A 20,676-nucleotide genomic window follows, 5' to 3' on the forward strand; every position below is an offset into this window, starting at 1 on the left:
ATTGCAAACACCATGCTGATCCTGTCTACCGAACGCCTGAACTTGCGCACCGTGAATGCCGACGATGCGCCGTTTTACCTGGAACTGGTCAATGACCCATCGTGGATCGCCAACATCGGCGACCGCGGCATCCGGACGGTGGAGGCGGCGCGCACCGCGTTGCTGGAAGGTCCGGTGGCGGCGCACCTGCGGCTGGGCTATTCGCTGTACCTGGTGGAGCGCCGCAGCGATGGCGTGCCGATGGGACTGTGCGGCCTGTTGAAACGCGATTTCCTGCCCGGCACCGACATCGGCTATGCGCTGGCGCGCCGCTACTGGGGCCATGGCTATGCACGCGAGGCGGCGGCTGCCGTATTGGCGCATGCGCGCGATACGCTGAAACTGCCATGCCTGATGGCCATCACGCATCCGGACAACCAGCCATCGATCGACTTGCTGGCAAAGCTGGGCTGGCAATATGTAGAACGAAAGCAACTGCCGGGCTATGACGGCGACAGCAATATCTATCGCCTGGAGTTTTAGGTTGTTAAGAACTGTTGCATGGCCACAAAACTCCTGACACAATCGCGCCCCTCTATTGGCTTTTGCCAGGGCGGGGCGCATGATGTGGAGTGACAGGACGAAAGGTCTCTGTATGCAAGTTGCTCCCCAGAATCCGTGGCACAAGACCATGTCCGGTAACACATTCTTTTCCAGGGGTAACAAATGAAACTCGCGAACCTGAAAATAGGCGTGCGTCTCGGCTTGCTCAGCGGCTTCTTCCTGATTGCCTTGCTGGCAGTCGGCATGGCTGGCTGGCGCGCGCTGGTCGTGATCAAGGACCGCAATGCGGAAGGCATGCAGCGCTCCGCGATGTTGACGCAGGCCGTCGATATCGCGCGCAGCTCACAGGTGGAATTCAAGATCCAGGTGCAGGAGTGGAAGAACATCCTGTTGCGCGGCCATGACCCGGCCAATCTGGATAAATACACGCAAGCGTTCGTCAAGACGGGCAAACAGGTGAATGACGAACTGGGCAAGCTGAAAGCCTTGCTGGCCAAGTTGAATTTGCCGTCGCCGCTGGTCGATGAAGCGCAGCGCATGCACGAAGAGCTGGGCGTGAATTACCTGAAAGCGCTGAAGCAGTACGATGCCGCCAATCCGGACAGCTATAAAGTGGTCGATGGCCTCGTCAAAGGCATGGACCGGGCCCCGACGGCCAAGATCGATGAAATCGTCGCCTATATCGGCAAACAGTCCGCCATGGAAGTGAAGGATATGGCGGCCGACAACGAAGCGGCCTACAGCCGCGCCATGGTGTGGCAGATATTCATGCTGGTGCTGGCCATGATGGCCGGCAGCATGCTGATGGTGTGGCTGATCCGGGGGATTACGCGTCCGCTGGCGCAAGCCATCGGCATTGCGCAAACCGTGGCGGAAGGGGATTTGCGCTGCGATATGGAAGCGTCGCGCCGCGATGAAATCGGCGACTTGCTGCGCGCGCTGCGGCGCATGAGCGATAACCTGGCGCGCATCGTCGGCGAAGTGCGCCATGGCACGGAAACCATTGCCACCGCCAGCACACAGATCGCCTCGGGCAATGTGGACTTGTCGTCCCGTACCGATGCGCAAGCCAGTTCGCTGGAAGAGACGTCCGCCTCGATGATCGAGCTGACGTCGACCGTGCGCCAGAACCATGAAAACGCGGGGCAGGCGCAGCGGCTGGCTGAAGAAGCTTCGCATGTGGCGCAAAAAGGCGGCGACACGGTATCGGAAGTGGTGCAAACGATGGGCGCCATCAACGAGTCGTCGCGCAAGATCGTCGACATCATCAGCGTCATCGACGGCATTGCGTTCCAGACCAATATCCTCGCATTGAATGCGGCGGTGGAAGCGGCCCGCGCCGGTGAACAGGGCCGTGGCTTTGCCGTGGTGGCGTCCGAAGTGCGCTCGCTGGCGCACCGTTCGGCGGCAGCCGCCAAGGAAATCAAGGAATTGATCAGCAGCTCGGTGGAGCGCGTCGACCAGGGCACCCGCCTTGTGTCGCAGGCGGGGGAAACCATGACGGAAGTCGTGGCCAGCGTGGAACGGGTCACGGCCGTGATCCGCGAAATCGCCCTGGCCAGCACCGAGCAGCAGGAAGGCATCGAGCAGATCGGCCAGGCCATCAGCCAGATGGACAGTTCGACGCAGCAAAATGCCGCGCTGGTCCAGCAAGCGTCGGCTGCCGCCGATTCATTGCAGCAGCAGGCGCATACGCTGGCTGAAGCTGTCAGCATCTTCAAGCTGCACGAGCAGGAGCGGTTGCAGGCGCAAGTTTCGCGCCCGCTGCTGAACTAAGTTTTACGGGGCGACAGCGGGGAAGAACCATTGCAGCGGCAAATGTACCCGCTCCGCCCACGATTTTTCGTTGTGGGCGCCGCCCTGCGCTTCGTGGTAATACAGGTTACGGCCCAGCATGAAGCCTTTGGACAGCATCACGTCGCGCATGGCGCGCGTGCCTTCCACGCCATCGTTGTTGGTCCCTGCATCGATATAGAACTGGACGTTGCCCGGAGCGGGCGCCTGGCCGACCACGGCGCCCTGGGCCCACCAGAACGAGCTGGAGACGCCGCCCGCCTTGCTGAAGACATCCGGCCGGTGCGCGGCAATGTGGATGGAGGCGATACCGCCCAGCGATGAGCCCATGATGGCCGTATCTTGCGGCCCCGTGCGCGTGCGCAGCGTGCGGTCGATGTAGGGCTTCACGGTATCCACGATGAATTGTTCGTATTGCTCGATCTTGCCGCCGCCATGCTGGGGATCGCAGCATGGCGTGTATTCAGCCATCCGTTCCGGCGAGTTGTCGATGCCGACCACGATGGTTTCCGCCATCTTCCCTTCGGCAATCAAGCGGTCCACGGTTTCATCGATGCCCCATTCCACGCCATAGGCGGCCGTCTTGGCATCGAACAGGTTTTGCCCGTCGTGCATGTACAGCACGGGGTAGCGCATGTCGGGGCGCGTGGCATAGCTGGGGGGCAGGTACACGCGCAGCTTGCGGCGGTTACCCAGTTGCGGCGATTCGACATCGTCGATGATGCGTACGGTCCCGGCGGCGATGCGCGGCGGGTCCAGTTCCAGCACCAGTGCGGAGCGGGCCGGCAGTGCCACCTCCTCTTTCAAACCGTAGCGCTGGCCGCTGATCACGTCGCGGCCTTCCGCCACCCCCACCAGCATTTCACGGAAGCGCGCGGTTTTCAGCGGCATCGCCTTGTTATTCAAATTGATGGCGACCATGATCTTGTGGGTTCCGTCATAGCGGAAGTACACATACGTATCGTTTTCCGGCCCGAAGTGCATCAGCTTGCCGTTGTGGATGACGCTTTGTCCCTTGCGCCAGTTCAGCAGTTTTTTCAGGTAAGCCTGCGCGGCCAGCTGCTGCTTCGTCAAGCCCTGTCCCGTGAACGCATTGACCTTGTCCCCCGCCCAGCCGCCGGGGAAGTCCTGGCGGTACGACGGATCGTCGCGGCCCCTGGTGGTGCTGGTCATCTGGATTTCCGTGCCATAGTACAGTTGCGGGATGCGGGGCATGGTCAAGACATACGCCATGGCGATGCGGAACAGCGCGTCGTCATGTTTGACCACGCTGAACGTGCGCGCCATGTCGTGGTTGCCCTCGAACAGCGTCATGTTGGCCGCGTCGGGATACAGGTAATCCTGCGACACGGTTTCATGCAGCGACTTCAGGCTGTAGCCTTCGTCACCGGCCAGTACGCGGCGCAGCGTATCGTTGAGGGGGAAGTCCATCATGCTGGGCATGTTCGAGACATAGCCATTGAAGTTCTGCTTGTTCTTCAGCCAGTGCGCCACCACGGGAATCTGGGTGCTCCATTCTTCGCCCACCAGGTTCAGGTTCGGATACTCGGCCATGATGCGGCGCGACCAGTCCGAAAGGAATGCCGTGTTCGAATAGCCGTAGGTATCCACGCGCAAACCCGCCAGCCCCGCGTACTCGATCCACCAGATGGCGTTTTGAATCAGGTACGTCGCCAGCTCGGGATTGGCCTGGTTCATGTCCGGCATGTTCGGCGAAAACCAGCCCTCGGTGAAATCCTTGCGGTCGGCCTGCGACGCGTACGGGTCTTGCACGGCCACGCGGTGGTGCTGCGTCGGCGCGTATTTGCCGCTGTGCGTGATCCAGTCCGGCGTCGGCAAATCGCGCATCCACCAGTGCTGCATGCCGATATGGTTCAGCACCACGTCCTGGATCACGCCGATGCCTTTTTCACGGGCTTTGGCGGCAAACGCGCGGAAGTCTTCATTGGTGCCATAGCGCGCATCGATCTTGTACAGGTCGGTGGCGGAATAGCCGTGGTACGAATACGCCGGCATATTGTTTTCCACCAGCGGCGTCGGCCACACCATGGTGTAGCCCATGTCCGCGATATAGCCCAGCGCATTGGTCATGCCCTGCAAATCGCCGCCATGGCGGCCGGAACCGTTCTTGCGGTCCAGCTTGTCCGGCATGCCGGCCACCGTGTCGTTGCCCGGGTTGCCGTTGGCGAAGCGGTCCGGCATCACCTGGTAAATCGCATCGGCGCTGGAAAAGCCTTTGCGCTGCGCGGAACCGGGAGTACGCGCTTGCAACTCATAGTGGTAAATCACGGACCCTTTGCCGGCGGCGGCAAACGCGATATCGAACTTGCCGGGCAGGGCGGCGCCGTCGATGGCGAGGTCGATGAACAGGTAATTGCGGTTGGCGACGCGCTTGACGCCCTGGATTGTCACGTCGGGATAATTCAGGCTCGGTTCCAGGTCCGCGATGTCTTTGCCGTGCACCAGCAATTGCAGCGTCTTGTGTTGCATGCCGGTCCACCAGAATGCCGGTTCCAGGTGCTCGATGCGGTAATCCCGGGCCTGCGCGCCCAGGCAGGCGGCGGCCGCCACCATTGCCAGCACGGTTCGTTTCATGCGATCTCCGATAGTAGTTGCGCTACATTAGCTTTTATAACTCCATAGTATGAAAGGAAGGTGATCAGTATGCAACGGATTTAACAATCTAGTTCAGGTACATTACCTGGATGTTGCATACGCCGCGCTATGCTGTGGTTTTCGCATTTACAAGGATGTTCATGGCGGTTTGGGGCAGGCGGGTGGTATTGAAGGCGGCGATCGCATGCGGCACGCTGGCTGCCGCGCCGGTGCTGGCGCAGGGTGGCGACGGGACATTCGTCACGCTCGATGCCTTTCCGTCCCGGCATGTCGCCTCGCGCAAAGTCGTGGTGTGGCTGCCGCCCGGCTATGACGGTTCCAGCCAGCGCTACCCGGTGCTGTATATGCACGACGGCCAAAACCTGTTCGATCCGAAAACCGCGATGGGCGGCCAGGCGTGGGAAGTGCACAAGGTGCTGGCGTCGCTGATCGCCTCCGGCGCGGCCCGTCCCGCCATCGTGGTGGGCATCTGGAGCAACCGCGACCGCGCCCGCGAATACGGCCCGGCCGCTGCCGTGGAAACGCTGGCGCCGGACTTGCGGGCCGCCTTGCTGGGTGATCCGCCCATTCCCGGCGGCATGCCGACCCTGTCTGACCAATACCTGCGCTTCCTGGTGGAAGAATTGAAGCCGGCCATCGACAGCCGCTTCCGCACGCAGAAGGAGCGGGTCGGCACCTTCATCCTGGGTTCCTCGATGGGCGGGCTGATTTCCCTGTATGCGGTGGCGCGCCACCCGGAAGTGTTTGCGGGCGCGGCCTGCCTGTCCACGCACTGGCCCGTGACGACGAATTTCAACATGCTATTCGATAAGGACGACATGCGTCCCGTGCGCATCGCGTCCGCCTGGTTTGACTGGCTGGGCAAGGCCTTGCCGCGCGCCGGCGCCTTGAAACTGTATTTCGACCATGGTGATGCGACGCTCGACGCGTTGTATGCGCCATACCAGCAGCAAATGGACGCCATCCTGCGCGTCAAGGGCTACCGCCAGGGCATCGACGTGATCAGCAAGGTCTATCCCGGCGCCGACCATAGCGAGGCGGCTTGGCGCAGCCGGGTGGATATTCCGCTGCGCTTCCTGTTGATGCCTTAATTTGAGCAACCAACATCTCGTCACTTGTAGTCTCACTACAATCCCTTGTTGCATTCTTTGTAGCCCAAATACAACGGCTGCGGCCTTTCCATTGATAAATCAAGGCTGTAAAACAGTGTTGTTCCGTAGTCTTGTTTAACTTTGGTTGACACTGCATCTAGTTTTAATACAAAATTCTGTACAGGACGTCTAATAGAACGTTTGCTTTCCCGGATCCCGTGTAGTCGAGATAAAGAGTCGACAGGTTGCAGTTGCGGGAATTTTTACTTGTGATGAAGAGGGGACACCTGATGAAGAATTTCGCAACTGAGCGCAGCCAGCGCGCAGCCCTGCAACTGAGCCCGGTCGCCGCAGCGTGCGCCGTGTTCGTTTCCGCCCTGGCCGGTAATGTCCAGGCACAGACCAGCGCCACGCCAGCCGCCGACGCCACGGTCCAGCAAGTGACCGTGTCCGGCATCCGCCGCGGCATTGAAGACGCGATCTCCGTAAAGAAAGATTCGACCTCCATCGTTGAAGCGATTTCCGCGGAAGACATCGGCAAGCTGCCGGACGTGTCGATCGCTGAATCCATCGCCCGCCTGCCAGGCCTGGCCGCCCAGCGCGTGGCCGGCCGCGCCCAGGTGATTTCCGTGCGCGGTTTGTCGCCGGACTTCGCCACCACCCTGTTGAACGGCCGCGAACAAGTGTCGACCGGTGACAACCGCAGCGTGGAATTCGACCAGTACCCGTCGGAACTGCTGTCCGGCGTGACCATTTATAAAACCCCGGACGCCGGCATCGTCGGCCAGGGCCTGTCCGGCACCATCGACATGCAGACCGTGCGTCCGCTGTCGTTCGGTTCCCGTACCGTGGCGATGAACGCCCGTATGGAAAAGAATTCGCTGGGCAAGATCGCCAACGCGAAAGACACCGGCAACCGCTTCAGCGCGTCGTACATCGACCAGTTCGCCAACCGCACCATCGGTATCGCGCTGGGCTTCGCGCACCTGGAATCGCCAGTGCTGGACAACGAGACCGGCCTGTACGAGCCGTGGAAGAAAGATTCCCGTCCAGGCGTGGCGGCAGGCACCTATATCACCGACGGCATCAAGGCGGTGGCGCGCAGCGGCGTGAACAAGCGTGACGGCCTGATGGGCGTGATCCAGTACCGTCCGTCCAAGCAGTTCACGTCCATGGTGGACATGTACGTTTCCGAATTCAAGCGCACGGAAACCGCGAACCAGCTGGAAATCAACCTCGGCGGCTGGAACGGCAACAACACGCCTGGCCTGAACTACAGTGGCGTCAAGCTGGACGGCAACGCCATGAACACGGCCACCGCCAGCGGCATTTACCCACTGGTGCGCGGCATGTACAACGACCGCAAGGACACCATCCACGCGCTGGGCTGGAACAACCAGTACAAGGACGGCGGCTGGACCATCGTGGGCGACATCAGCTTCTCGAAAGCCAAGCGTAACGAGCTGAGCCTGGAAAACAATGCGCAGATCGGCAATGGCCGCGGCACCAATGACGGCGCCGGCAATGCGTACCTGGATAACGTCAAGTTGGCCTTCGGCAACGGCGGCTTCTCGCAAATGGCCATGGGCCGCGATTACAGCAACGTCAACACGCTGTTCATCGGCCCGACGATTTACGGTTCCGGCTACGGCAAGACGCCACGCGTCGAAGACGAACTGAAGAGCTACAAGCTGGCGTTCAACGCGCCGGTGCCGGACGCTGCCGAGAAATTTATCTCGAGCATCGACTTCGGCATCAACTACAGCGACCGTTCGAAGAAAAAGCGCCAGCCTGAAGGCAACATCAACCTGGCGGGCACCGATCCGGTGAATATCGCCAAGGGCAACCTGTACGGCCTGACCGACCTGGGCTTTGCCGGCGCCGGCATGATCCCGACCTGGGATGTGCGTGACATGGTGTCGCGTTTCATGACCTTCAATCCGGTCGACAACCTGAGCTACCTGATTGCCAAGGGCTGGGACGTGAACGAAAAAATCACGACCACCTACGTGAAAGGCAACATCGATACGGAACTGGGCTGGGCAACCCTGCGTGGTAACTTCGGTATCCAGGCGCAGCATACCGACCAGTCGTCGGACGCCAACTACTGGGACGGCACCGCGCCAGTGGGCCAGCAAGTCAAGCCTGTGCATGATGGCAAGACTTACACCGACTACCTGCCGAGCGTGAACCTGGCGTTCGGCCTGGAAGGTGGCCAGACCATTCGCATGGGCGCCGCCAAGCAGATCGCCCGTCCACGTGTCGACCAGCTGCGTTCGTCCCTGGACTTCGGCGTGTCCGACTCCACCTTCAAGCCGGGCGGCAGCGGCGGTAACGCCAAGCTGGACCCATGGCGCGCCAACGCGTTCGACCTGTCGTATGAGAAATACTTCGACAAGAAGGCGTACTTCGCAGTGGCTGGTTTCTACAAGAAGCTGAACACCTACATCTTCACCCAGACCAAGGACTACGACTTCTCGAAGTTCATCCCTGGCACCAAGGCGAAGACCGCGATCGGCGACTACAGCGCACCGTACAACGGTACTGGCGGCTCGCTGAAAGGCCTGGAACTGTCGGCATCGCTGCCGCTGGGCATGGTGAGCAAGGCCATGGAAGGCTTCGGCGTACAGGCATCGCACACCTACAGCGACAGCACCATCTCGATCGAAGACCCATCGAGCAACATCGGCACCAAGATCCCGCTGCCAGGCCTGTCGAAGCACGTGACCAACCTGACCTTCTACTACGAGAATGCTGGCTTCGAAGCCCGTGTGAACCAGCGCAAGCGCTCGGACTTCGTGGGTGAGATCGGCAACTTCGCCAACGACCGTACGCTGCGTTATGTCGTGGGCGAAAACGTGATCGACTTCCAGATCGGCTACAACTTCACGCAAGGCGCGCTGAAGGGCCTGGGCCTGGTGGCACAGGTGAACAACCTGCGCAACGCCGCCTACGAAACCTACGCCGGTTCCCGCAACCAGCAGCTGGAATACCAGAAATACGGCCGCACCATTCTGGTAGGCGCGAACTACAAGTTCTAAGTCTCTCTCTTCCGTTGCTCCCGACGGAGACCCGCCACGCAAGTGGCGGGTTTTTTATTTTGTGCGTCCGGTTTTCTGGAAGCGCTGCACCGACAAGCCGCATGGCAAATCCACTTCGGCCCAGCCGGTCCAACCCGGTTCCGCGCGCTGCGGGCCCGTCAGCAGGGGCGCGGGCGCAGTGAGTGCGGGATCGCTGGCATACAGCAGCGCGGGCCCGGCCCAGATCAAGGTGCGCGCCCGCTCGTTCGCGGTCAATGCCGCGCCGATGCTGCGTACCTGCTCCGGTGCGCGCGATACGGGGCATACTTTGCGCAGCACTTCCTGCGCACGCAGGCGGTTGTATTGCGCCGCATCCACTTGTTGATTGGCCTGTGAATGCCACAGGCCGAAGGCCGCGGCAGCGAGTGCCGCAACTGCGGTGAGGATGAATAAACGTCGTGTAGTCATGCGCGCGAGTGTAGCAGCGCGGCCATGCCGTATCCAAACGGCTCAGGTGCGGCGGCGCGATCTCCATCCCAGCAAGCCCAGGCCGGCCGCCAGCATGGCCCAGGTCGATGGTTCCGGCACATTCGACACCGGCTCGAACTGGAAATCGTCGGCCACCCAGTGACCGCTCAGCGTGCCCAGTTCACGCCGGTCGATGCGGTAGCCGGTGATGCCGGACAGCGCTGCAAAGCTGCTGGTGTCGACGAAGGACAGCGGCTCGGCCAGCCCCGGATGGCTGTCCGGCAAATTGAACACGACGGACGCCAGTTCCGTGCCGCCGGCCAGCGCCACGATGGTGACCTGGTCCGCACCGCCTTCGCCAAAGCCGTAATACTGGTTGCGTCCGAACCAGGCGCCCGTCAGGACCTGGTTGGTGGTGATGGTGAGGCCGGAACCGCCATCCTGGTTGGTGACGAAATAATGGCCGGAATGCGCGATGCCGAACGTGGGACCGGACGGGCCGCCCACGCGGTACTGGTCGCCAAACACGGAAAAGCGCGCATCCCACGTGACGCCGACGTAATCGAGGCTGTTGGTCGCGTTGGTGTACTGGATGCCAGTGCCGAGGTCGATGGCCGGTTGCAGCGGCAAGTCGTCAAATGTGGCGACGGTGCCCGCCGACGCTTGCGCGGCCGCACACAGCAGGGCAGCCGCCAGTGGAGTTTTCAGCAGGGTAGCAATGTGCATGGCGCGATCTCCGTCAAATATTGTCGAAATTGTATCGCAAGCAAATTGACAAGATAGCTGGTAAGTTAATGGAGTGTGTCTTTTTCGTCGCCAAATGAAAAACGGGCCGGTTTGCACCGGCCCGCCTGCTTCAATACGTTTTTACTTCTTGTCGGCAGCCGCCAGCTGGCGGTTTTGCTCATCCAGCCAGGTTTTCAGCGGCGCGAAGTAATCGACCAGCGCCTGGCCGTCGATGCGGTCTTCGCCGGAGATGGCTTTCAGCGCTTCCGGCCATGGCTTGCTGGCGCCCATTTCCAGCATCTTCTGGAACTTGGCGCCGGCTTTCTCGTTGCCATAGATGGAGCAGCGGTGCAGCGGGCCGGTGTAGCCGGCTTCCTTGCACAGCGCGCGGTGGAACTGGAATTGCAGCATGTGGGCCAGGAAGTAGCGCGCATACGGCACGTCCGCCGCCACGTGGTACTTGGCGCCCGCGTCAAAGCCGTTGGCGGTGATCGGGCCCGGGCGCGACATGCCCATGTACTGTTCGCGCAGCTGCCACCAGGTCTTGTCGTAGTCGGCAGGCTGCACCTTGCCGGCATAGACGTCCCAGCGCCATTTGTCGACCATGTAGGCGAACGGCAGGAACGCGACCTTCGCCAGCGCGCGCTGCATCAGTTCGGACACGTCGTCACCCGCCTGCTGGCTCGGTTCCATCAGGCCGATCTTCTTCAGGTAGTCCGGCGTGATCGACAGCGCCACGGTGTCGCCGATGGCTTCGTGGAAGCCGTCGTTGGCGCCGCCCTGGAACAGGAACGATTGCTTGTTGTAGGCCAGGTCGTAATAGATGTGGCCCAGCTCGTGGTGGATGACCTTGAATTCTTCATCGGTCGGGCGGATGCACATCTTGATGCGCACGTCTTCCTTGCCGTCCATGGTCCAGGCGGACGCGTGGCACACCACTTCGCGGTCGCGCGGCTTGGTCAGCAGCGAACGCTCCCAGAACGTTTCCGGCAGCTTGCGCATGCCCAGCGACGTGTAGAAGCGCTCGGCGTATTGCGTCATCTGCTTGGCATCGGTCTTGCGTTCTTCCAGGACCTTGGTCAAGTCATAGTTGCCGGCATTGGCGGCGGGCTTCAGCAGCGGATAGATGTTTTCCCAGCTCTGGCTCCACATGTTGCCGAACAGGTGAGCCGGAATCGGGCCGGTGGCCGGCACCACGTCCGGGCCGTAAGCCTGGCGCAGCTTGTAGCGGGTATAGGTGTGCAGCGAATCGTACAGGGGTTTCACCTGCTGCCAGATGCGTTCCATCTCGGCGGCAAAGGCGTCCGGCGCCATGTCGTATTGCGAGCGCCACAGGGCGCCCGTGTCGGCGAAGCCCATTTCACGCGCACCCTTGTTGGACAGGGCCACGTAATCGACGTACATCTGCTTGTAGGCAGGCGATTGCGCGTGCCAGCCGGTCCAGATTTCCTTCAGCTTGGCGGGATCGCGGCTGGTGGCCAGGGTTTTTTCCAGCTCGCCCAGCGGCATGCATTCTTTACCCGGCGGGCAGTATTTGCCTTTGCCGTAGGCGGCGTTCAACGCGGCTTGCTTGGCGGCGTAGGCTTCGCGCTCTTTCGGGTCCGGCAGCATCAGGGTCAGTTGCAGGAACTTCAGCTTGCGCGCGTAATCGTCCTTGAGTTTCAGGCCGTTGAAGCGGCGCGCGGCCAGCGCGGCATCGCCGGACAGCGACAGTTGTTTTTCGCCGAAGTAGGTGGCCAGCGCTTCGGTGTCTTCCGTGATGAAGTTCTGCGCCACCCATTGCGCGCGGGCGCCGTCGAGGTTCAGTTTCTCCATCTTGGCTTCCGTCTCGTTCAGGAAGCGTTCCGCCTCCGCCACGGTCGGCTTGCTTTTGGCTGCCGGCTTCGTGGCGCTCGCCGTTTCAGCGGCATGGGCGACGTGGAATGCGCCCATGGCCACCATCACGGCGACGGGGAGAGCTTTCAGGTACAGGGGTTTGGTCACTGCGGTCTCCTTGTTGTTTTATAAACCGCGTAATATACACCGGCGTGCGCTGAATTCCCTCTTGAAAAAGGCCTGGTGTTACAAATGCCGTGTCTCTTCCGGCGCATTCCACCAATTGTTATGCCGTCCATCCATGTACTTGACGGGGCCGCTGGTCAATTCTTCCGGTGTGGCGTCGTCCAGGCAGGCGACCTGGATCGACACATACGCCCCGCCGATTTCCTCGATATAGCCCCGCCCGAACGAATGGACGCCGCACGTGCGGCAAAACACGTGGTGGCCGCTCTTCGTATTGAACTGGTAGTCGGACAGCGTGTTTTCGTCACTCAGCAGCCGGAACGCTTCCGGCTTGACGATGGTGCTCCAGTTGCGCAGCTTGGTGCAGATCGAGCAGTTGCATTTGCCGGTGCCGGCGGCCAGGTCGATATCCGCTTCAAAGCGCACCGCGCCACAGTGGCAGCTGCCATGGTAGGTCTTCAGCATGACGTCTCCTTTTTCAGTGGGAATTCAGAGCGCCAGTGTAGCCAAATCAGTTGCTGTTGGCGCACGGATGCCGGGCAGGCCGGTCACAAGCTGCCCAGCAGCGCAAACAGCAAGCCCGCCGCTCCTGCCACCCCTGTACCCGGGCGCAGCGTGCGCGGCGCATACGCCAGTTGCAGCATGACGGCCGGCGCCGCAACCGTCAGCGCACCGGCCCACAGCAGCAGCCCCTGTGCCATGCCGGCGTGGCGCATCGCGGCCGCCAGCGCCAGCATCAGGCAGGCGGTGGCGCCTGCCCGCAGCGCAATGCGCAATTGCGGCGAGCGGGGCACCTTGTACGCCACCAACGCCGCATGGTGGCGCGCCATCGACTGGCTCATGGCGCTCAGTCCCGTATACGCCAAAGCAAACGTCGCCAGCGCATTCATTTCGATACCTCCCGCATGGCGGACAGCGGCGCCAGCGTTTCCGGCCTGTTCCTGCGTCTGCGCCCCAGCCGCCATGCCGCCGCCGCCAACAGCAGGCCCAGCACCAGCATCGTCATATCGAATGCCGCCACGGCCAGCGGGGCTTTATGCAGGAACAGTACGGCCAGCGCGTGAGTGCTGGTCGTGGCGGCGTTCAGGACCGGCAAACCGCCCAGCAGCAGCGCACCGCATGCCAGTTGCCAGCGCCACATGGCGCGGCCCGGGCGCCACTGCGCCAGCAGCAGGGCCGCGCCCCACGCGGCAAAGAACACGGTCACTTCCCTGTCGGCCCGTTGCGCCAGTTCCAGCGGCAGAAGGCGGTTGGCCCAGAAATACGCGCCGTAGGCGGCGGGCAAGCCGGCGATGCAGCCGATGTTCAACCCGTGGACGAAGCGCGCGCCGAAGCCGCTTTGCCGCTGGCGCTTGGCGGCCCACAGCAGCGCGCCGGTCGCGACCATGGCCGTTCCCGCCAGCCCGGAAATGAAGAACAGCCAGCGCAGCAGCGGTTCCGCGAAGCGGGCGATGTGCAGGCCGTACAGCACGCCGTGCGTGGCCAGCGCGCCGCTCGCATTGTCGCCGCTGCTGGCCAGCAGGGCGCCGCTTGCGCCGTCGAATTGCATGGCCGGCTGTTTGTTCGACAGGTCGCTGCCCGCCGCGCGCGTGACCGAGATGCGCGCATTCGCGTCGTTCGGGTTGGCGATGCTGATGGCGCCGGCCGGGCGGCCTTGCCAGTGGCGTTGCGCCTGTTCCAGCACGGGGCCGATCGGCGCCAGTGGCGCGGCGATGCCTGCCGCCCTGGCGGGCTTGCCGACGCTGGGATAGATATCGGACAGCAGCGCGCCCTTGTCGTCCTTGTAGACGGCGTGGCCGGCGGACGGCATGTACATGAACATCAACGTCACCAGTCCCGTGTACGTGATCATCAGGTGGAACGGCAATGCAAACACGCCCACGGCATTGTGGGCATCCTGCCACGAGCGTGCGCCTTTGGCGGGGCGGAAGGTGAAGAAGTCGCGGAAGATGCGGCGGTGCGTGACGATGCCGGAAATCAGCGACACCAGCAGCACCATCGCGCACAGGCCCGCAATCCAGCGGCCCGTTTGCGGCGGCACGTAATACAAATCGAAATGCAGGCGGCTGACGAAGGCGCCGGCATGGGTGTCGCGCGCGGCCGGCAATTCCTCACCGGTGGCGGGATCGATCAGCGCGGTATTGAGTTTGCCATCCGGGCCGCTCCACGTGGCGCGGAGATAGGGCGTGCGCTGCGTGGGCAGCGTGATGAACCAGTGTCTGGCTCGCGGCGCGCGCTGCTGCATCACGCGCACAGCCGCTTTGCCCGCCTGTGTGGCCGGCGCCGGCTGCATGGCTGCGCCATGCAATTCCGGCTTCATCCACAGGTTGATCTCGTCGCGGAAATAACTGGCCGTGCCGGACGTGAACATTAGCAGCAACAGCCAGCACACCAGCAAGCCCGCCCACGTGTGCAGTGACGCCATGTTCTGGCGGAACGAACCCGTCATGCCAGCCCCCGCGCGGCCAGCCCCATCAAGAGCGCAGGCAGCAGCAATTCAGCCCATGCGCGCCACGCGCTGGGCGTGGCGAAGGCGCGCAGCGCGGCGGCGGCGTACAGGGCGAACGACAGCAAGGTCGCGGTCACGACGGCATCGGCGCGGGGTAACGGCAGCAGCATGGCCAGCAAGGCGGCAGCGGCGGATGCGAAGGCATAGCCGCCAACAATGGCTGCGACGGCGCGCGATGTGGCGAGAACAAGAGGGGAGCGCGGCATAGTATTGATCGGCAAGTAATGCCGCGGATTCTAGCGAGGGGGCGCAGGAACAGCAACGGGCAGCGCTGGCTGCCCGTGGTATGTTGCAAAAGAACCGCGCTTATTCGTGAAACTTAATGGTCGAGGCGGCGCTGTTTGCCTGTGCTGAAGGAAGATTCATCGTCATCGCGCGGTACGCGGTGGTGGCGGTCGGTTTCGCCGATGGCGCCGCCGTTGGCTTTTTCATCGGCTTTTTCCGATATGCGGTGGCGGCGATTTTCCTGCACATTGCTGCCGGCAGGCTGAGGTTTCTTCGAGTCAATCATGACGTTTCCCTCGTGAGATCAAGGTACGGAAATCTTAGCGCGAGCCGGTAGTATGCCATGTCGGAATGCGGCTTGGGGTGGTGTAGGAAGCCTGCCTGGCCAGGCCCGGCAAGGGCATGATATTCGTGTTATTGTTGATAAATTGAAAATAATTTACCAACGTCAACAGGAGCTTCCATTGATTTTTGAAATCGCCACCATCCAGGTCAAACCCGGTGTCCATGCGGAATTCGAGGCGGCGATTGCCGCCGCCGTGCCATTGTTCCAGCGTTCGAAGGGATGCAAGTCGCTGCGGCTGGAACGCACGATCGAAGAGGGCGACAAATACCGCCTGGTGATTGGCTGGGAAACACTGGAAGACCATACCGTGCATTTCCGCGCCAGCGAAGAATTGCAGGAATTCCGCCGGCTGGCCGGCGGGTTCGTGGCGGCGCCGTCCGTGGTGGAACACGTGGAAGTGGCGCTGACGGGGTTCTGACCTTACTTCAGCAAAAACTCCAGCGGCGTGGCCAACCGCGCCGCCCACGATTTCTCGCTGTGGTCCGTGCCCGGGTAAGCCTTGCTGAGGAAGTGCCTGTCGTCGTAGCCATGCTCGCGCACCAGGATATCGGCGAAGGCCTGGTGTACGCCGTACAGCGCGTCGATGGTCTGGTCGCCGTGGTCCATGTAGATGCGGTGGGTCTTCGGGTCCGGCAGCCTGGCCTGCATGTAATTGAAGAACCCCAGCGGCATCACCGCGTTTTGCGGGCCGGCGCCCACCCAGTGCGTCGAGACGCAGCCCGCCGCGCCAAACACGTCCGGGTATTCGCTGATCGCGTACAGCGAAATCAGGCCACCCATGCTGGAACCCATGATGGCCGTATCGTCACGGCCCGTGCGCGTCGCGTATTTCTTGTCGATGGCCGGTTTCAGTTCCTGCACCAGGAAGCGCAGGTAATCGTCGGCGCGCGGCTTGCCGCCCAGAGCGCGTTCCGTGATGTTCTTGCGCGCGTCGGCCGGCATGAAGTCCAGCGCCTTTTGCGGGAAGTATTCGGGATGGCGGTATTTCTCGCTGTTCCAGACGCCGACCACGAGGGTGTCCGGCACTTTGCCTTCGCGTATCAGCTTGCCCAGCACTTCGTCGACTTGCCATTCCTGCTTGTTCCACGTGGTGGCCGCGTCATACAGCATCTGGCCATCGTGCATGTACAGCACCTTGTAGCGTTTCGCCTTGTCCTTCGCGTCATAGCCGGCTGGCAGCCAGACATCGACATTGCGCGCATCGATGAAGCGGGACGGGAATTGCTCCAGCCGCTCGACATGGCCGGAATCGACTTTCAGCGCTTCCGCGGCATGGGAAGGGCTTGCCGCCAGCAGGGCGAGCGATAACAGTAAAGGTTTCAGCATCGGCAAGTCTCCAGTTATAGCGTGATGGCGACGGCGGCGCTGGCGCGTTTGCCCATGCCGATATCGATGGTGAGGATGCGCGTTTTCGCGTCCCACGACGATGACGCAGGCTGGCCATCGACCAGCACGCGCGCGGGTTTCGACGCCACGTTATGCACGGCCAGCGCCACGGACCGGTCGATGCGCTGGTAGTGCGCACCGGTTTCCGACACCACGCCGATCGCCAGTTCCTTGCCCTTGAACGCACTGGTGAAACGCACCAGCTCATATTGCCCTTTACCATAGGCATCCGGCGTGGCGCCATCGTCGTCATACAGCTTGCCGCTGCCGGCGGTGACGGCCGCGTCGTGCCAGTAGTGCAGTTCCAGTTTGCGGGTCGAGTAATCGCGCGTGCTCTGCACCGGCTGCACCATCGGGATGAAGGCGCCGCCCCGCACGAAGACGGGTATGTGGTCCAGCGTGACCGGTACCACGGCCGTGATGCCGCCGTCATAGCGCCGGCCCGTATTGAAATCGAACCACGCCGCGCTGGTGGCCGGCAGATACACTTCCTTGCGGCGCGCGCCAGGTTCGGTGATCGGCGCGACCAGGAAGTCGCGGCCCCACAGGTACGACGAAGCGTTGGTACGGGCGTTTTCATTGCCCGGTTCTTCGAACAGCATGGAGCGCATCAGCGGCGCGCCGGTCTGGCTGTTGTCGAACGCGGCCGTGTAGTTATATGGCAGCAGGCTGTAACGCAGGCGGATCGCCGCGCGCGCCAGGTTCTTCGTCGCTTCCTCGCGCAACACGGGTTCGGACGCCACCTCTTGCTGCGCATGGGGACGGAACATCGGCTGGAACACGCCATATTGCAGCCAGCGCGTGTACAGCTCGTCGTCCAGGTAGGGGTTGGCAAAGCCGCCCAGGTCCGAGTGCATGTAGCCGATCCCCTGCATGCCCATTTGCAGCGCGATTTCCGGCTGCGCTTTCAATCCGCCCCAGCTGCGGTTGACGTCGCCAGACCAGGGGATCAGGCCGAAGCGCTGCGATCCGGAATAACCGGCGCGCATCAGGATGAAGGGGCGCTCGTTGGGAAAGTCCTTGCGGTAGCCGTCATGGATCAGGCGCGCCCAGTCGTGGCCATAAATGTTGTGCACCTGGTCGGCGCCCAGCGCGCCATTGGCGCCATGGCGCACCCACGATGGATGCACTTCCGGTTCGCCCAGGTCGCCCCACCAGCCGGCGACGCCATATTCGTTGCGCAGGTTTTTATAAATGTTCCAGAACCAGTCGCGGCCTTCCTTTTTGTACAGGTCGACGATCCCCGTGTTACCGAAGTAAAAGTCATATTTTGCGGGGGCGCCCTTGCCATCGGTGGCCAGCGCCTGCTTGTCCACGGCTTCCTGCCATTTGCCTGACGTGGTCAGCACGAACGGCTCGGTAATCAGCACGGTTTTCACGCCCTGCGCGGCAAAGTCGGCCACCATTTTTTTCGGCGTGGGGAAGTTGTCCTTGTCCCACGCCAGGTTGCCCATGGTGCCCTTGATGTCCTTGCCGAACCAGTACAGGTCGAACACGATGGCGTCGACCGGGATCTTGTCCGCCCTGAATTGCTTGACGACGTCGCGCGCTTCCTGTTCGCTGTGGTAACCGAAGCGGCTGGCGAAATTGCCGAAGGCCCAGCGCGGGGGCAACGGCTGGCGGCCCGTCAGGCTGGTGTAGCTGGCCACGATCTGGTCCCAGTTGTCGCCCGCGATGACCTGGTACGTCTTGCGGCCGCTGATGGTTTCATAGGCCAGCGTATTGTCTTTCCGGCTGTCGAAATCCAGGTAACCGATGGCGGCGTTATCGAAATGCAGCGCATACAGTTTTGATGACAGCGCGATCGGCAACGTGAAGTTCATCAGTTCCGAGTGGTCGTCATAGCCATAGTGCGCGCGGTTATACAAGGTGAAGCGGTTGCCGCGGCGGTTCATGCCCGTGGCGCGGGCGCCCGCGCCATACAGTGCTTCATCCTTGTCCAGCTCGAAGTCGATGGTTTCCGCGCCATCTTTTTTCACGTAGCCATGCTTTTCCGCCACCAGCGGCTTGCCCTTGTAGGCATAGGCGATACGAAACGGCGCCTTGGTGACGGTGACGGTGATGCCGCCCGTCTCGTACGTCAGCTGCTTGCCGTCATCCCTCAGGGCGGATGCGTCCTTGCCCGGCGCCAGCACCACCGCGTGCGACGCGGGGTCGAAGGCTTCGCCTTTCGGCACGAACGACGTTTCCAGTATTTGCGGCGAATATGCGCGGATCAGATATGCGCCGTCGCTGGTGGCGATTTCCAGGCGGCCGTTGTTGACGGTGGCCGATTCGAAGGTGCGCCCTTGCTGGGCCATGGCCAGCGGCGTGGATAACAGGAGCAGGGGAAGGGTGAGGCGGGCGGCGGATCGGGCAGTGGATGTCATATGGTTTCAGCGGCTGGGTGAATATAACGGCACCATTGTAATTCCTTGTGGATGGAAAAACACTCATTTATGTTGTTCGACTACATTTTTGTGTATTTATACATAGTTTCACGGGAATATTACGATTGACACCCCCTAATCACCATGTTACTTTACTACAAATCGCATTCTTATAATCGGGGACAGGCAGCATGCAAACGACTTCCACCAAGCCCAGGCTGACGTTCTGGCAACTCTGGAACATGAGCTTCGGGTTCTTCGGCATCCAGTTCGGCTTTGCGCTGCAAAACACGAACACCAGCCGTATTTTCTCCACGCTGGGCGCCGGCCTGGAAGACTTGCCGCTGTTCTGGCTGGCCGCTCCCGTGACCGGCCTGGTGGTGCAGCCGATTATCGGTTACCTGAGCGACAACACGTGGCACCCGCGTTGGGGCCGCCGCCGTCCTTTCTTCTTTATCGGCGCCGTGCTGGCCGCGATTGCCCTGTTCCTGCTGCCTAACTGTACCGCGCTGTGGGCCGCGTTTGCCGTGCTGTGGATGATGGATGCGTCGATCAACGTGTCGATGGAACCATTCCGCGCCTTCGTCGGCGACAAGCTCGATGAATCGCAGCAGACCACCGGCTTTGCCATGCAAACCTTCTTCATCGGTTGCGGCGCCGTGATTGCCTCGCTGCTGCCCGCCATCTTTGCCGACCTGCTTGGCGTGTCCAATGTGCCGGTCAACGGTTCGATTCCCGATACTGTGCGCTATTCGTTCTATGTGGGCGGCGCGGCGTATGCGATTGCCGTGCTGTGGACCACCTTCACCACGACGGAAATCCCGCCGGATGACGTGGAAAAATTCCGCGCCGAGCGTCAGTTGGGCGTGGGCCACGCGCTGACGGAAATCTTCGGCGGCTTGTTCCGTATGCCGAAGACCATGGTACAACTGGCCTTCGTGCAATTCTTCACGTGGATCGCGCTGTTCGCGATGTGGATCTACACCACGGGCGCCGTGGCGGACAACGTGTTTGGCACCACCGATGCACAATCGGCCGCGTACCAGGAAGCGGGCAACTGGATCGGCAAGATGTTTGCCGTCTACAGCGGCGTGTCGGCGCTGGCCGCCTTCATCCTGCCGGTCTTCGCCCGCTACACCAGCCGCCGTTTCGTGCACATGGTGTGCCTGGTGATCGGCGGCGTCTCGCTGATGAGCATCATGTACATCCACAGCATCAACATGCTGATGGTGCCGATGATCGGCGTGGGCATTGCGTGGGCGTCGATCCTGACCATGCCGTATGCGATCCTGGCCGCCGCGCTGCCGGCGCATCGCATGGGCTTCTACATGGGCGTGTTCAACTTCTTCATCGTGATCCCGCAAATCGCGTCGGGCCTGCTGCTGGGCTTCGTCACCAAGAACCTGTTCAGCGGCCATGCGGCCAGCACGCTGGCGCTGGGCGGCGCATCGATGATCATCGGCGGCCTGCTGTCGATGCTGGTGCGCGAACCGGCGGCGCGCCGCGCGTCCATGCCGGAAGCGTTGCAAAAAGCGTCGTAATTCTTCCCTCGCTGGAATGGCGGCATCCTGTGGGACGCCGC

The 20,676-nt window shown here is 62.0% G+C and carries 17 protein-coding genes; 6 read left to right on the forward strand and 11 right to left on the reverse strand.

Going from position 1 to position 20,676, the window contains the following annotated elements:
- The first annotated feature begins 12 nt into the window (after positions 1–12).
- Both GJ700_RS05785 and GJ700_RS05790 read left to right on the forward strand, forming a co-directional pair.
- Positions 13–522, forward strand: coding sequence for a GNAT family N-acetyltransferase (locus GJ700_RS05785; RefSeq protein ID WP_154371710.1), 510 nt, complete (start codon positions 13–15; stop codon positions 520–522).
- 183 nt (positions 523–705) lie between these two features.
- Entirely contained in the window at positions 706–2,319 is a 1,614-nt protein-coding gene (locus tag GJ700_RS05790; protein WP_154371711.1) for a methyl-accepting chemotaxis protein, read from the forward strand.
- 3 nt (positions 2,320–2,322) lie between these two features.
- Here the strand turns inward: GJ700_RS05790 and GJ700_RS05795 are convergent, their stop codons facing one another.
- Complete coding sequence (locus tag GJ700_RS05795) at positions 2,323–4,932, reverse strand: alpha-amylase family glycosyl hydrolase (protein ID WP_154371712.1); 2,610 nt, start codon at positions 4,930–4,932, stop codon at positions 2,323–2,325.
- Between the two features lie 161 nt (positions 4,933–5,093).
- Between GJ700_RS05795 and GJ700_RS05800 the strand changes: the two genes are divergently transcribed.
- Together GJ700_RS05800 and GJ700_RS05805 are read left to right on the forward strand one after the other, a co-directional pair.
- Positions 5,094–6,044, forward strand: a complete 951-nt coding sequence (locus GJ700_RS05800) for an alpha/beta hydrolase (RefSeq protein WP_195763795.1) — start codon at positions 5,094–5,096, stop codon at positions 6,042–6,044.
- Between the two features lie 290 nt (positions 6,045–6,334).
- Positions 6,335–9,085 carry a TonB-dependent receptor gene (locus tag GJ700_RS05805; protein ID WP_154371714.1) on the forward strand — a complete coding sequence of 917 codons (2,751 nt, stop codon included), beginning with the start codon at positions 6,335–6,337 and terminating at the stop codon, positions 9,083–9,085.
- A gap of 54 nt (positions 9,086–9,139) precedes the next feature.
- Here the strand turns inward: GJ700_RS05805 and GJ700_RS05810 are convergent, their stop codons facing one another.
- The 8 genes from GJ700_RS05810 to GJ700_RS05845 form a co-directional block, all read right to left on the reverse strand.
- The gene (locus GJ700_RS05810) at positions 9,140–9,532 is read right to left on the reverse strand and encodes a hypothetical protein (RefSeq protein ID WP_154371715.1); all 393 of its coding nucleotides are present in this window, start codon (positions 9,530–9,532) and stop codon (positions 9,140–9,142) included.
- 42 nt (positions 9,533–9,574) lie between these two features.
- Complete coding sequence (locus GJ700_RS05815; protein WP_154371716.1) at positions 9,575–10,258, reverse strand: PEP-CTERM sorting domain-containing protein; 684 nt, start codon at positions 10,256–10,258, stop codon at positions 9,575–9,577.
- 141 nt (positions 10,259–10,399) lie between these two features.
- Complete coding sequence (locus tag GJ700_RS05820) at positions 10,400–12,241, reverse strand: M2 family metallopeptidase (protein WP_371867844.1); 1,842 nt, start codon at positions 12,239–12,241, stop codon at positions 10,400–10,402.
- Between the two features lie 78 nt (positions 12,242–12,319).
- A complete protein-coding gene (locus GJ700_RS05825) occupies positions 12,320–12,724 on the reverse strand; it encodes a GFA family protein (protein ID WP_154371717.1) in 405 nt (134 codons plus the stop codon).
- Positions 12,725–12,807: 83 nt separating this feature from the next.
- Positions 12,808–13,149, reverse strand: a complete 342-nt coding sequence (locus tag GJ700_RS05830) for a DUF3325 domain-containing protein (RefSeq protein WP_195763796.1) — start codon at positions 13,147–13,149, stop codon at positions 12,808–12,810.
- Complete coding sequence (locus tag GJ700_RS05835; RefSeq protein ID WP_154371719.1) at positions 13,146–14,708, reverse strand: PepSY-associated TM helix domain-containing protein; 1,563 nt, start codon at positions 14,706–14,708, stop codon at positions 13,146–13,148. Before GJ700_RS05835 ends, GJ700_RS05830 begins: the two co-directional genes overlap by 4 nt.
- Complete coding sequence (locus tag GJ700_RS05840; protein ID WP_154371720.1) at positions 14,705–14,974, reverse strand: DUF3649 domain-containing protein; 270 nt, start codon at positions 14,972–14,974, stop codon at positions 14,705–14,707. Before GJ700_RS05840 ends, GJ700_RS05835 begins: the two co-directional genes overlap by 4 nt.
- A gap of 113 nt (positions 14,975–15,087) precedes the next feature.
- Positions 15,088–15,279, reverse strand: coding sequence for a hypothetical protein (locus GJ700_RS05845; RefSeq protein WP_154371721.1), 192 nt, complete (start codon positions 15,277–15,279; stop codon positions 15,088–15,090).
- 178 nt (positions 15,280–15,457) lie between these two features.
- On the opposite strand from GJ700_RS05845, the gene GJ700_RS05850 reads away from it, so the two are divergent.
- The gene (locus GJ700_RS05850; protein WP_154371722.1) at positions 15,458–15,757 is read left to right on the forward strand and encodes an antibiotic biosynthesis monooxygenase family protein; all 300 of its coding nucleotides are present in this window, start codon (positions 15,458–15,460) and stop codon (positions 15,755–15,757) included.
- Between the two features lie 2 nt (positions 15,758–15,759).
- On the opposite strand, the gene GJ700_RS05855 is transcribed toward GJ700_RS05850, so the two are convergent.
- Together GJ700_RS05855 and GJ700_RS05860 are read right to left on the reverse strand one after the other, a co-directional pair.
- Positions 15,760–16,665 (reverse strand): alpha/beta hydrolase, encoded by a 906-nt coding sequence (locus GJ700_RS05855; RefSeq protein WP_154371723.1) that lies wholly within the window; start codon positions 16,663–16,665, stop codon positions 15,760–15,762.
- Positions 16,666–16,679: 14 nt separating this feature from the next.
- The gene (locus tag GJ700_RS05860) at positions 16,680–19,094 is read right to left on the reverse strand and encodes a glycoside hydrolase family 31 protein (protein ID WP_154371724.1); all 2,415 of its coding nucleotides are present in this window, start codon (positions 19,092–19,094) and stop codon (positions 16,680–16,682) included.
- Between the two features lie 191 nt (positions 19,095–19,285).
- Here GJ700_RS05860 and GJ700_RS05865 point away from each other — a divergent pair, with 191 nt between their 5' ends.
- Positions 19,286–20,635, forward strand: a complete 1,350-nt coding sequence (locus GJ700_RS05865; protein ID WP_154371725.1) for an MFS transporter — start codon at positions 19,286–19,288, stop codon at positions 20,633–20,635.
- The last annotated feature ends 41 nt before the right edge of the window (positions 20,636–20,676 follow it).

It is taken from the genome of Pseudoduganella rivuli, from assembly GCF_009674485.1.
In the GTDB taxonomy this organism is placed as follows: Bacteria; Pseudomonadota; Gammaproteobacteria; order Burkholderiales; family Burkholderiaceae_D; genus Rugamonas; species Rugamonas rivuli_B.

Excerpts from the sequence above, each read along its gene's own strand:
- GJ700_RS05865 (WP_154371725.1), top strand. The coding sequence starts at position 19,286 with ATGCAAACGACTTCCACCAAGCCCAGGCTGACGTTCTGGCAACTCTGG.
- GJ700_RS05800 (WP_195763795.1), top strand. The coding sequence starts at position 5,094 with ATGGCGGTTTGGGGCAGGCGGGTGGTATTGAAGGCGGCGATCGCATGC.
- GJ700_RS05805 (WP_154371714.1), top strand. The coding sequence starts at position 6,335 with ATGAAGAATTTCGCAACTGAGCGCAGCCAGCGCGCAGCCCTGCAACTG.
- GJ700_RS05855 (WP_154371723.1), bottom strand. The coding sequence starts at position 16,665 with ATGCTGAAACCTTTACTGTTATCGCTCGCCCTGCTGGCGGCAAGCCCT.
- GJ700_RS05790 (WP_154371711.1), top strand. The coding sequence starts at position 706 with ATGAAACTCGCGAACCTGAAAATAGGCGTGCGTCTCGGCTTGCTCAGC.
- GJ700_RS05795 (WP_154371712.1), bottom strand. The coding sequence starts at position 4,932 with ATGAAACGAACCGTGCTGGCAATGGTGGCGGCCGCCGCCTGCCTGGGC.
- GJ700_RS05830 (WP_195763796.1), bottom strand. The coding sequence starts at position 13,149 with ATGAATGCGCTGGCGACGTTTGCTTTGGCGTATACGGGACTGAGCGCC.
- GJ700_RS05845 (WP_154371721.1), bottom strand. The coding sequence starts at position 15,279 with ATGATTGACTCGAAGAAACCTCAGCCTGCCGGCAGCAATGTGCAGGAA.
- GJ700_RS05840 (WP_154371720.1), bottom strand. The coding sequence starts at position 14,974 with ATGCCGCGCTCCCCTCTTGTTCTCGCCACATCGCGCGCCGTCGCAGCC.
- GJ700_RS05785 (WP_154371710.1), top strand. The coding sequence starts at position 13 with ATGCTGATCCTGTCTACCGAACGCCTGAACTTGCGCACCGTGAATGCC.
- GJ700_RS05825 (WP_154371717.1), bottom strand. The coding sequence starts at position 12,724 with ATGCTGAAGACCTACCATGGCAGCTGCCACTGTGGCGCGGTGCGCTTT.
- GJ700_RS05810 (WP_154371715.1), bottom strand. The coding sequence starts at position 9,532 with ATGACTACACGACGTTTATTCATCCTCACCGCAGTTGCGGCACTCGCT.
- GJ700_RS05835 (WP_154371719.1), bottom strand. The coding sequence starts at position 14,708 with ATGACGGGTTCGTTCCGCCAGAACATGGCGTCACTGCACACGTGGGCG.
- GJ700_RS05860 (WP_154371724.1), bottom strand. The coding sequence starts at position 19,094 with ATGACATCCACTGCCCGATCCGCCGCCCGCCTCACCCTTCCCCTGCTC.
- GJ700_RS05815 (WP_154371716.1), bottom strand. The coding sequence starts at position 10,258 with ATGCACATTGCTACCCTGCTGAAAACTCCACTGGCGGCTGCCCTGCTG.